Annotated in this window: 8 protein-coding genes and 1 pseudogene; 4 read left to right on the plus strand and 5 right to left on the minus strand. The window is 44.8% G+C overall.

Annotation, left to right across the window (positions count from 1 at the left end; translation table 11 throughout):
* A partial coding sequence (locus ACK5MF_RS10970; RefSeq protein WP_416922118.1) for an FAD-dependent oxidoreductase occupies positions 1 to 272 on the minus strand: 272 nt, incomplete at its 3' end.
* Between the two features lie 370 nt (positions 273 to 642).
* Between ACK5MF_RS10970 and glpT the strand changes: the two genes are divergently transcribed.
* Positions 643 to 2,007, plus strand: coding sequence for a glycerol-3-phosphate transporter (glpT, locus tag ACK5MF_RS10975; RefSeq protein WP_416922120.1), 1,365 nt, complete (start codon positions 643 to 645; stop codon positions 2,005 to 2,007).
* A 92-nt stretch (positions 2,008 to 2,099) separates the two neighbouring features.
* On the opposite strand, the gene ACK5MF_RS10980 is transcribed toward glpT, so the two are convergent.
* Positions 2,100 to 2,861, minus strand: coding sequence for a DeoR/GlpR family transcriptional regulator (locus ACK5MF_RS10980; protein WP_416922122.1), 762 nt, complete (start codon positions 2,859 to 2,861; stop codon positions 2,100 to 2,102).
* Between the two features lie 468 nt (positions 2,862 to 3,329).
* Between ACK5MF_RS10980 and glpK the strand changes: the two genes are divergently transcribed.
* From glpK to ahpF, 3 genes are all read left to right on the plus strand, one after another.
* Positions 3,330 to 4,841 (plus strand): glycerol kinase GlpK, encoded by a 1,512-nt coding sequence (glpK, locus tag ACK5MF_RS10985; RefSeq protein WP_416922124.1) that lies wholly within the window; start codon positions 3,330 to 3,332, stop codon positions 4,839 to 4,841.
* Between the two features lie 221 nt (positions 4,842 to 5,062).
* Positions 5,063 to 5,620: an alkyl hydroperoxide reductase subunit C gene (ahpC, locus tag ACK5MF_RS10990; RefSeq protein ID WP_042481706.1), complete on the plus strand. Its 558-nt coding sequence runs from the start codon at positions 5,063 to 5,065 to the stop codon at positions 5,618 to 5,620.
* Positions 5,621 to 5,818: 198 nt separating this feature from the next.
* Positions 5,819 to 7,387, plus strand: a complete 1,569-nt coding sequence (gene ahpF / locus ACK5MF_RS10995) for an alkyl hydroperoxide reductase subunit F (protein ID WP_416922126.1) — start codon at positions 5,819 to 5,821, stop codon at positions 7,385 to 7,387.
* A gap of 102 nt (positions 7,388 to 7,489) precedes the next feature.
* On the opposite strand, the gene ACK5MF_RS11000 is transcribed toward ahpF, so the two are convergent.
* The 3 genes and pseudogenes from ACK5MF_RS11000 to ACK5MF_RS11010 form a co-directional block, all read right to left on the minus strand.
* Entirely contained in the window at positions 7,490 to 8,542 is a 1,053-nt protein-coding gene (locus ACK5MF_RS11000) for a c-type cytochrome (RefSeq protein WP_416922128.1), read from the minus strand.
* Between the two features lie 9 nt (positions 8,543 to 8,551).
* Positions 8,552 to 9,163, minus strand: coding sequence for a c-type cytochrome (locus tag ACK5MF_RS11005; RefSeq protein ID WP_416922130.1), 612 nt, complete (start codon positions 9,161 to 9,163; stop codon positions 8,552 to 8,554).
* A gap of 150 nt (positions 9,164 to 9,313) precedes the next feature.
* Positions 9,314 to 12,157, minus strand: a pseudogene (locus ACK5MF_RS11010) (tetrathionate reductase subunit A); the annotation flags it as partial.
* Between the last annotated feature and the right edge of the window lie 247 nt (positions 12,158 to 12,404).

A 12,404-nucleotide genomic window follows, 5' to 3' on the forward strand; every position in this document is an offset into this window, starting at 1 on the left:
CCGCCAGTGTCTTCAATACAGTGACGAGCTATTTTCTTTAATATGCGATTCTCTTGGATACACTCTTTAGCTGAATGTTGATCGGTGACAGCATAACGCGCGCCCGAATGTAACAAGCCATGGTTACGCCCTGTTGTCCCAGAAGCCAAATCATCTCTTTCAAGTAATATGCAATTGATACCCCGAAGAGCACAATCACGCATAATCCCTGTACCAGTCGCACCGCCACCAATAATGACGACATCGGTTTCAAATCGAGTTATTGCTTTCATCACTATGCTACCTGCCGCTTATTTGATAATTAGTTTGGCAGCAAATAGGACAAATAGGCGAGATCTTGATCATAAATGCTCGTTCGAAAACATACGAACAAGCAAATAACCAATTAATTCCGATCTATATCACAATTTATCAGAAAGTTCTGTTCGTAATATCATTACATATACATACAAAAAATGTGGAAATTGTGACAAGTAAGTCAAATAACACACTAATTGTCTATTTTATTTATATATTTCAACTAAGGAGAACGAATGTCACAGAAAAAGAGAAATTGTCGAATGAAAATAAAAACGTTCCATTTGTAATGTTTTTACTATCGTTCGCACCCTACATATCAATACAATAAAAATGAGGTCAATTATGTTTGGTATTTTTAAGCCCCAAGCGCACATTGATCGGCTTCCTTCCGATCAAATAGATGGCACATATCGCCGACTACGCTGGCAGTTATTTATCAGTATCTTCTTTGGCTACGCTGGTTACTATCTCGTTCGAAAAAACTTTAGCCTTGCAATGCCATATTTAATTGAACAAGGATATAGCCGAGGTGATTTGGGAGTTGCCCTTTCAGCAGTGTCTATCGCCTATGGTATCTCTAAATTTATTATGGGTAATGTTTCCGACCGCTCTAATCCGCGTTATTTCCTAAGCGTTGGTCTGATACTGTCGGCGGCAACTATGTTCTGCTTTGGTTTTACCGACTGGGCATTAAGCAGCATCCCCATTATGTTTATCATCTTATTTATCAACGGTTGGACTCAAGGCATGGGTTGGCCTGCTTGTGGCCGAACTATGGTGCACTGGTGGTCACGTAAAGAACGGGGTGGTATCGTTTCGATCTGGAACTGTGCCCATAACGTAGGCGGCGGTATGATAGGTCCTTTGTTCTTACTCGGTTTATGGGCGTTTAATGATGACTGGCGTGCTGCTTTCTATGTTCCAGCTTTCTTTGCCGTATTAGTGGCCATTTTCATTTGGGCAACGCTACGCGACACACCTCAATCTTGCGGTCTGCCACCAATCGAAGAGTATAAAGACGACTATCCCGACGACTACAATACTGCTTCTGAAACAGAACTATCTGCAAAAGATATTTTCTTTAAATATGTCTTCTCTAATAAACTACTATGGTCTATCGCAATCGCAAATGCGTTCGTTTATCTGATCCGATATGGCGTATTGGATTGGGCTCCTGTGTACCTAAGAGAAGCAAAAGAGTTCACTGTTGATAAATCTTCATGGGCTTACTTCTTATATGAATGGGCGGGTATTCCTGGAACACTATTATGCGGTTGGATTTCTGACAAAGTATTTAAAGGTCGTCGTGCCCCTGCGGGTATCCTATTTATGGTACTAGTAACTCTTGCGGTATTAGTATACTGGTTTAACCCAGCGGGTAACCCTGCAATTGATATGGCAGCATTGGTTGCAATCGGATTCCTGATCTACGGACCTGTAATGCTAATTGGTCTATACGCTCTAGAACTAGCACCGAAAAAAGCTGCTGGTACTGCTGCAGGTTTAACGGGTCTATTTGGCTATCTAGGTGGTGCTGTAGCTGCAAACGCAATATTAGGTTACACAGTTGACCACTTCGGTTGGGATGGTGGTTTTATCGTCCTTACTGCATCTTGCATTCTTTCGATTACTTGCTTGCTATACGCTTACATGGGTGAAAAAGCTCACCACGAAGAAAAAGCAAGATTAGAAGCAGCTGAAGCTTGATTCCTTACTAACAAAAAAGCAGCCGTAACTTAAAGTGGCTGCTTTTTATCAATCTTTATATACCCAAGTAACCTCAAGATGCTTGAGTATAGTCACACAATAACAAGCTGAATATCATGTTCTTTGACTAAAGAACAGATGCTTTCAGGAGGAGTTTGGTCGGTAATAATAAGGTCGATCTCGTCAATACCGCCGAGCTTAACCATGGCGTTGCGACCAAATTTTGAATGGTCAACACCAAGATAAACACTACGGCTATTTTCAATGATCGCCTTTTTAACTCGAACCTCATGATAGTCAAAATCCAATAATGAGCCGTCGAAGTCGATTCCGCTGATACCGAGGATACCGAAATCCAGACGAAACTGAGAGATAAAGTCCATCGTTGCCTCACCAGTTACACCGCCGTCTCGGCTGCGAACTTCACCGCCAGCGAGGATCACTTTGAAATCTGGTTTGGTCATCAATAGCGAAGCAACATTAATGTTATTGGTCACGATTCTTAGGTTTTGATGATGGTTAAGTAAGGCTCGCGCCACCGCTTCAGGTGTGGTGCCAATATCAATAAATAATGTGGCTCCGTCAGGAATATGCTCAACGAGTTTTTGTGCAATACGTTGTTTTTCTTCCTGATTTGAGACTTTTCGCATTTGATAAGAGGAGTTTTCAGAGCTAGTGACTATGGTTGCGCCACCGTGGTTACGCTTGATTTTATCCAGTTCAGCAAGCTCGTTGAGATCTCGTCGGATCGTCTGCGGGCTGACATTAAATCGCTCAACCAGATCTTCTGTGCTGACATAACCTTGAGTCTTAACCAACTCAATAATTTCTTGATGACGTTTATTGGCTTTCAAAATATGTCCTGATATACCCACTCTTTGTCGGTCTAGTCTACTAAGTGATGCGTATTTATTGAATGACTGTTTGGGTAGAGTGCTGAATATATCACTTTTATTGGCGTTTTTTGGTCACTGCAAGCACTAAAAAGTCATCATACGATTGTTAAAAACTCTCAAATTGAGAAAAAACGTGCACAATTTAACATTTTTAATTGGAGATAGAATACTTTTTTGCTCGTTTGCTCATTTCGAGAGCGAAAACTATTTTCCTTCTTCCATCATCCTCTACCATTAATCCATGAAATGAATAAGGGTAATTGTGTTTGCAAAACGCCATCGCCGGATTTGTGACCAATGTGATGTCTTTGATAACACTTAAACCCATAGAATAAATCCAATATCCAAGTACTTGAGTGTATCGACTTCTTTCTTTTAGTTAGGGGGCAGGTAGGAGGATAGATAACGTGAATAGGACCGCTACTTATGAATAACAAATATGTCGTCGCTCTGGATCAGGGAACCACCAGCTCTCGCGCAGTGGTACTCGATCATGACGCAAACATCGTCAGTGTATCTCAACGTGAGTTTACCCAGATTTACCCGGAATCTGGCTGGGTAGAACATGACCCGCTTGAAATCTACGCGACTCAAAGTTCTGTACTGGTTGAAGCATTGGGCAAAAAAGCCATCCGCTCAGACCAAGTAGCCGCTATTGGTATAACTAACCAACGTGAAACCACCATTGTTTGGAACAAAGAGACTGGCGAGCCGGTCTACAATGCGATTGTCTGGCAATGTCGCCGGACAGCCGATATTTGTGCTCAGTTAAAAACGGTGGCAGGTTTTGAAGACTATGTACGTGAGAACACCGGGTTATTGCTAGACCCCTATTTTTCAGGCACCAAAGTCAAATGGATCCTCGATAATGTTGCAGGTGCACGCGAACTCGCTCAACAAGGCAAGCTTCTGTTTGGTACTGTCGATACCTGGTTAGTGTGGAAGATGACTCAAGGTCGTGTCCATGTCACTGACTATACCAACGCATCCCGTACCCTACTGTTTAATATCAATTCTCTTCAATGGGATGAAAAAATCCTTAAAGAACTGGATATTCCGCTATCAATGATGCCAGAGGTGAAAGCATCCTCTGAAGTCTATGGCGAAACCAACATTGGTGGTAAGGGCGGTACTCGTATTCCTATTTCCGGTATTGCAGGCGACCAACAAGCGGCACTCTTTGGTCAAATGTGTGTTCAACCGGGCCAGGCGAAAAACACCTACGGTACTGGCTGCTTCCTTCTCATGAACACTGGTAAAGAGAAAGTGACGTCGAAAAATGGCTTGGTGACAACGTTAGCTTGTGGTCCAAAAGGCGAAGTATCCTACGCATTGGAAGGTTCGGTCTTTATGGGGGGCGCAGCAATTCAGTGGCTTCGTGATGAAATGAAACTGATCACTGATGCCAAAGATTCTGAATACTTCGCTACTAAGATAGACTCTTGTAACGGTGTTTACGTCGTTCCAGCCTTCACAGGTTTAGGTGCGCCCTACTGGGATGCTTATGCACGAGGCACCATCGTTGGCATGAGCCGCGGCACCGGTATCAACCATATCATTCGCGCGACCTTGGAAAGCATTGCCTATCAAAGCCGTGACGTTATTGATGCTATGCAAGCCGATTCAGGTATCAAACTGGCGACACTGCGTGTTGATGGTGGCGCGGTAGCAAACAACTTCCTAATGCAGTTCCAATCAGACATTCTGAATACCGATGTTCAACGACCTAAGGTTACCGAAGTGACGGCATTAGGTGCGGCTTACTTAGCAGGTCTTGCGGTTGGCTATTGGAACTCTTTAGAAGAAGTCTCTGATAAAGCAGAAATTGATCGTGTATTTGTACCTGCTCAAGATGAAGAGAAACGAGCTCAACGTTATAACGGCTGGAAGCGAGCAGTACGAGGCGTGTTAGCCGTTTCTCACGTTGCGGACGAATAACAACTCTTACACCGTCTGGTTGGCACTCAATCAAAAGTAAAGGGACGCTTAGCGTCCCTTTTTGTTTATCCGGTTTTCTCTAAACACACTTCCAATAGTTTTTACCAATCAATTTAATAAGAACAAGCAATTTTTCTTAATCACCTCTTCATGTGAATATACATCTCGAAGGCAAGAGACAGAGATTGCCAAACCAAAAAACTCTTAGGAAGGTAAAAAACATGATTAACACTACTATCAAACCATTTAACGCAACGGCATTCAAAGACGGTAAATTCGTAGATATTTCTGAGAAAGACGTACTAGGCAAATGGGCTGTATTCTTCTTCTACCCAGCTGACTTCACATTCGTATGTCCAACTGAGCTAGGTGACCTAGCTGACCACTACGAAGAGCTTCAATCTCGTGGCGTAGAAGTGTTCTCAGTATCAACTGACACTCACTTCACTCACAAAGCATGGCACGATAGCTCAGACACAATCGGCAAAATCAACTACTACATGGTAGGCGACCAAACTGGCAACATCACTAACAACTTCGGTGTGATGCGTGAAGGCCAAGGTCTAGCAGACCGCGCTACTTTCGTTATCGACCCACAAGGTGTTATCCAGGCAGTTGAAATTACAGCTGAAGGCATCGGTCGTGACGCAGAAGACCTACTACGTAAGATCAAAGCTGCACAATACGTTGCTTCTCATCCAGGTGAAGTATGTCCAGCTAAATGGAAAGAAGGCGAAGAAACTCTAGCTCCTTCTCTAGACCTAGTAGGCAAAATCTAAGCATAAAGCTTAAAACCTAATCCATTTGAAGTCGTTCGGCGGCTTCATATTGGAAGGTAGCTGAATTAGAGAGCTGGTCAGGCAATGTACCTAACGACCTACGAGCTTGACTGGCTCTCCCCCTCAGCAAAATAAAAGAATTGAATTTATCCAGAGTGACCGCTCTCTTTAATAGAATGACGAATAGGTATAACAAAAATGTTAGATCAGGCGATTAAACAACAATTAAAACAATATCTTAGCAACCTTAAAGAAGAAGTTCAGTTAGTGGTCAGCCTAGATGAAAGCAAGGCATCTAATGATATCCAATCACTAGCCAACGAAATTGCAGAGCTAAGCAATTTAGTGACTGTGACTCGCGATGACGCAGCAAGCGCTCGCCGCCCAGTAATGACAGTGACAAACCCTAAGAAAGGCACTCAGCTACGTTTTGCTGGTCTTCCAATGGGACACGAGTTTACCTCTCTAGTATTGGCTCTACTTCACTCAGGTGGACACCCAATTAAGCTAGAAGCTGAAACGATTGAACAAATTGCTAAATTAAACAAAAAGCTCGATGTAGAAATCTTTATTTCTCTATCTTGCCAAAACTGTCCAGACGTTGTTCAAGCGTTCAATATGATGTCGGCGATTAACCCAGACATTCGTACAACCATGATTGACGGAGCACTGTTCCAAGATGAAGTGAAATCTCGCGACATCATGGCGGTTCCAAGCGTATTCGTAAATGGCGAACTATTCGGTCAAGGCCGTATGTCTCTAACTGAAATCCTGAACAAAATTGATGACGGCGCGGCAGACAAAGCAGCAGCAAGCCTAAACGGAAAAGATCCTTACGATGTTCTTGTTATCGGTGGTGGCCCTGGTGGTAGTGCGGCTGCGGTATACGCTGCTCGTAAAGGCATTCGCACTGGCGTTGTAGCTAAGCGCTTGGGTGGCCAAGTCATGGATACAATGGCAATCGAAAACTTTATTTCGGTTAAACATACTGAAGGTCCAAAACTGGCACACGATTTAGGTGAACACCTAAAAGAATACGGCGTAGACATCATCACTGAGCAACAAGCCGACAAACTAATGGGCGCTCAATACACTGAAGATGGTTACATCCACGTTAGCCTTGAAAGCGGTGCAACGCTGAAGAGTAAGAGTGTCATCTTAACTCCGGGCGCACGCTGGAGAGAAATGAACGTTCCTGGTGAACAAGAATACCGTAACAAAGGTGTTGCTTACTGCCCACACTGTGATGGTCCACTATTCAAAGGCAAGAAAACTGCGGTAATTGGTGGTGGTAACTCAGGCATCGAAGCGGCAATTGATTTAGCTGGTATCGTTGAACATGTGACGGTTCTTGAATTCGCTGACACGCTACGTGCTGACCAAGTGTTGATAAACAAGGCAAACTCTTTGCCAAACGTTGAAATCATCACCATGGCGCAAACAACTGAAGTAGTCGGTGACGGTAAACGCGTAACAAGTTTGAAATACAAAGATCGCAATACAGAAGAAATCAAAGAGATTGAACTGTCGGGTATCTTTGTCCAAATCGGCCTTGTTCCAAACACTGAATGGTTAAAGGATTCTGATGTCGAGTTGTCTGCTCGTGGTGAAATCGAAGTAGGCAGCCGCGGCGAAACTAGCATGGAAGGTGTCTTTGCTGCTGGTGACGCAACCACTGTACCTTACAAGCAAATCATTATTGCTATGGGCGAAGGTGCAAAAGCGAGTCTAGGTGCGTTTGATTACCTGATTCGCAAACAAGCTTAAATCATACATTTTATCTCCTATTAACGACAAAGGGCTCTACTTCGGTAGAGCCCTTTTTTTAGGTTTTAACAACAACACTAACGAGTGTTATCGCTGTATTTATTACTTCACAACTGCCGAAGGAAACGCATCGCTACCTAGCGTATATCCATTCACCGATTTGCCGTAAAACCCATCATGAGCATGGTACTTTTTACGGTTGTCTTCGAGACTGCCCTTGAATCTTGGGTCTTGTGGCCGCTCTTGGCTATTCACATAAGCGGATACATCCCAAGCTTCTTGTACAGCTAACTGAACGCTTTTACCCAATGGCATATTTTCATAAATGAAGTAAGCCGCAGTATTAATACGGTGCATGCCCGCGCCCCAGTTATACGCATTTTTGCCCCACAGAGGCGGAATATAAGAATGCCCCTCACTATCCGAGACGCCTTGTCCATCTTTCATATGGCAAGCGGCGCAATTGTCTGCATACACCTTCATTCCGCGCTCAAGTGAAGGTTCCAGTTCAGGATTTGCGATCTTTGGATAACCTCGCCCAGCTAAACTGCCGCGTTTATCAACCGGAAGAGCCTGAGCGATAACGTCTGGCATGGGAAACGACTCAGCCTTACCACCAATTTGTAACTGCTTATCGTCTAAAGTTGGCACTGGTTCATTTTCCAGACCATGTTGATCCATCAAACCGCCCATGGCCAACCAATAAGCATAAGCACTCAACGCAACCAGTTCCGGAGAATCATAGGCTGGCGGTTTACCGTTCATCGAATAAGTAAAACACCCTTGGATTCGATCTGCATAGCTGTTAACGCGATCATTCTTTTTACGGTATGCAGGATAAGCCATATACGCAGCCCATAAAGGCGCTGAGTTTGCCTTGCGACCCGCTTCCATATGACAGTTGACACAGTTCTGGTCATTGCCGACGTACTTGCCACGCATCTGCTGTGAATTAACGAACAGTGAGTAACCGAGTTTAACCTTCTCTCCAAATTCATCATTGGTGATAGTGGTTAAATCTCTTGGAACAAGATATTCGGCTTGACTGTTTTTCTTTGCCGCAGGTAATTCAGCCTGACGGTCAGGCAACTCAGTATTTGCTTTTGCCGATACAGAAAGCATGCTGAACGCCAACAATGAATAAATGACTTTCATAGCAAACTCCTAGTATCGAAATGACGCAAAGTAGAACGACAAATTTTCTATTTCATCGTCTGTTAGCTTTTGGGCAATGGTAGACATCATATTGAGTGGGTCGCCACTACGAACACCCTTCTTCCAATCATGAAGTTGCTTCTTCAGATAATAAGCATGCTGACTTGCTAAGCGAGGGAACTGCCCCACACCCATGCCACTGGCTGCATGACAAGTGGCGCACGCGGGTATATTTCTGTCCCAATCCCCTTGATAAACCAGTTTTCGATAAGGGTTGCTGATATCAGCTTGAGAACCGCGCTGTTCGAGATTGGTAAACTCATAACTAGGCAATGACGCATAGTACTCGGTCACTTCTTTGCGAACTTGAGGATCACTCAGCTCTTTTGCCATCGGGCTCATCAGGGGATCTTTACGTTCACCGGATAAGAACAGCTGAATTTGGCTATCCAGATATTCCGCACTTAACCCTGCTAGCATCGGAGCAATATTTGGCTGACCTTTCCCATCCTGCCCATGACAACTGGTACAGACGCCAGCTTTGGCGGGCATTTCCGCCGCCTGAATATTGGCTGAGGCAACCAGCACGGGCAAAGCGGCCCATAGTTGTAAATTTGACATGCTGACTCACTATTACTACTTCTATTATCACTCCTACTATTGTCAGTATTATTAGTAAGTCGACTATTGTGGATTTCCACATAACGACAGAAAACACCGCCTCTATCACTACGACTAAAGGCGGTGTTGCAAGTCACTAAGTGCTCTTTTTTATGCTTTATAAATCCGAGCTGGCAGTGATTGACGTGCAGCAGCACCCACCACCCAGTCGAGCAATACACCTTTGCCTTCTCGGGTTGGATCAATCATGCCAATGTCGTTGATGTTGACACCATCGCTGGTCTTTATTTTTACAGGCTGTTGTTTGTCGCCAATCCAGTGAGCGCGATCGCCCAATTCGGTATGACCAAAGCCGTGCTCGAAACCTAATGTTCCCGGTTGAATACCATCAAGCACCATAGCTATCGCCTTGATTTGAGCGCTCGGCGTTTCCACAACAAAAAGGTCTCCAGTTTCAATACCCGCATATTGTGCATCTATAGGATGGATATAGACCGGATTGGTTCCTTTTATCGAATGCAGGCGTGGCGACAAGTTCGAAACCGCGCTGTGAATGTTCGATTTAAAGTTGGTGAGTGACATTGGCCATTCGCTCTTAGGATATCTCTCCTCCATAGGCGTACCGTCACTGAATTTTTGCGGATGCCAGCTCGGGCAGTCAGTGTACAATTCGCCGGTCATAGTATTACGCGAAGTACCCACCTTTTCATTCCAAATTGCCACCGGACGATTCCACTTATACTTCATCTCTTCACCTTTATAGGCTTCCGTTGCGTTCTCAAATCTTCCTCCACGGGCAAAAATAAACGCAACTCTCTTCATCTCTTCAGGTGTTAACACTTTCTGCATCGCTGGCAGTAATCTTTCCAATCCAGACCAAGCAATGTCTTCCGCAGACACCTCAGGCACGCCACCTTTGACATAAGCTAAGTTTGCCGCAGAACGTAAGTAAAAATCTTCGGCGCTATGAATGGCATGCCACTGCCCTTGTGCATCTTTAACGGCGTTTTCACCAAAGCCGCCCAGTTGCATTTTCTTCGCTAAATCGATCAAGAAATTTTCCAGACAAATTGGACGACCATCCGCTGTTTTCTCGGTGCGAGGCTCAACAATTGGCCAACGTGCAGTGACTGCTTTTACCGGCACACCATGCCACGGACCTGCCATCCCCCAGCTTTCATACGTCACGGTATCTGGAACCAGATAGTCAGACAGCGATGTGGTTTCGTTAATAAAGGCATCCACAGAGACTATCAAACCCAATTGTTTCGGATCTTTTAGCTTATCTTCCAATAAGGTTTTTAGCCCCGGAACACCATAGAGTGGGTTCGCTATATGGTTTATCCACGCTTTTATGCGATAAGGGTAACCATCCACAGCGGCGGATAAATGTTCTGTCAAAAGCGGAGCGGATATTGGATACCAAGGAGCTCTTGTTGGGTATGGCGATTGCCCTGCGGCCACTCTTCGCTTGTATTCGCTGGTTTTCTGATAAGGGAACTTGCTACGCGATAGGAAAATACCTTTCGGGCCAACTTTGCCTTCAAACTTTGTGAAATCGTAGCGAGGTCCATCCTCAGAAGTCGGATAACCACCCGCTTTTGCCATCGCGCCACCTTTGAGGTTGATGTTCCCCACCAGCGCGTTCAACATCAAAATAGTGAACGAATTATAGAAGCCATTGCTGTGCATATTACCGCCGTGTGTATCGACAACGGCTTTCGTACCATATCTGGTAAAACGCTTTGCCAGCGCAATGATGTCTTCTTTAGCAATCCCGCATTGTTGGCTGTAAAAGTCCAAATCATATTTGAACGCCTCTTCTTTTAAACGTTGTAAAGAGGACTTCACCTTAACGAATACGCTTCCAAGCTTGACCTCTGTTTCGACAAACAAAGCTGCAGCGTTACTCTGATTATGTAAAACGAACTCACCACTTGTTGCGTTCACAACCACATAAGGGTCAGTATCTGAACGAGGCTCGCCCGTAAACGGTAAGCCCATATCCGAAGCACGAAGAAAACTGCCGTTTCTGGGATGCGTTTCTTCACTGATGACTAAGTGAGTCGAGTTGCACCAGTGGGCGTTACCCGCCTTCTTCATTGCCTCAACACCCGGCTGGGCAAGAAAACTTTGGTTGTAACGTTGGTTTTCGATGATCCACTGAATCATCCCCAGCACTAAAGCTGAGTCAGTGCCCGGATTGATCGGTAGCCAGTTATTTCTGTCTGCGGCAGCAAGACTGGATGAACCAGCGGGCAAACTCGGTGTAACTATGGTGTATTCCAACTTGCCACTAGTTCTGGCTTGCGCTAACTGGCGCGCCTGACGTTTAAACGGATTACCAGCCTGAGCTGGCGACATTCCAATAAAAATCACATATTCAGCATTCTCAAAGTCAGGTTTTAAATGGGCATATTTGTCTAAATCATTGAGCAGAGCACCACTTCCGACACGAAACGCGTAACCACAGTACGAACCATGATGACCAAAGTTACGAGTGCCGAAACTGTTGAAAGCAAAGCGCTTGATGATATCGTCACGCCCTTCATTCGAGGCATTAGTAACCAGCAATTGGTTGGCTTTAGGACCGTATTCAGGATTCTCTGGATCAAGCGGTGTTTTTACATCGCGTATCGCTCGCAAACCATCCACATATCCCTCACCGAAGAGGTCGCCGCCTTCGATAATCTCTTCCAGCAATTGTTCGTAACTGATAGGAACCCAACGACCTTCGCCGCGCTTACCCACTCGTTTTAATGGCTGAGTAATACGATATGGGCTATTGCGAATCTCCAACATACCATTGCCGCGAGCACACGCGGTGGAGCGCCCTTCTAAGCCCGCTTCACCAGCCAAACTCAAATAAGCGTCTTTAACCGGTGTCTCAAATGGAATCGCATTTTGCTGCGACAACGGGTGATACGGATTGCCACTGATACGTAAAATCTCATCAGTTTTATTATCGATACGTACCCGCAAACCGCACAAAGTGTCGCGCCGCGCTACACTTGTAGTGGCCGTAGTTCAAAAGATAGTGAAAAGGACGAACCTACCTTCGATGAAGCTCTTCTTGAGCTTGCAAACAGCATAGAGCCGAAGAAGAAAGGTAAAGGATCGAAAGGTCGAACCGAGAAGCAAAGGACAGCTTCAATTAATGTAAAAGGTAATAACAATATCATGGGGAACAATAACGTGATTATTCAATCACTTCCCCCTGAAAAAATAATTCAAGAGAAGA

The organism is Vibrio sp. (genome assembly GCF_047973365.1).
Taxonomy (GTDB): domain Bacteria; phylum Pseudomonadota; class Gammaproteobacteria; order Enterobacterales; family Vibrionaceae; genus Vibrio.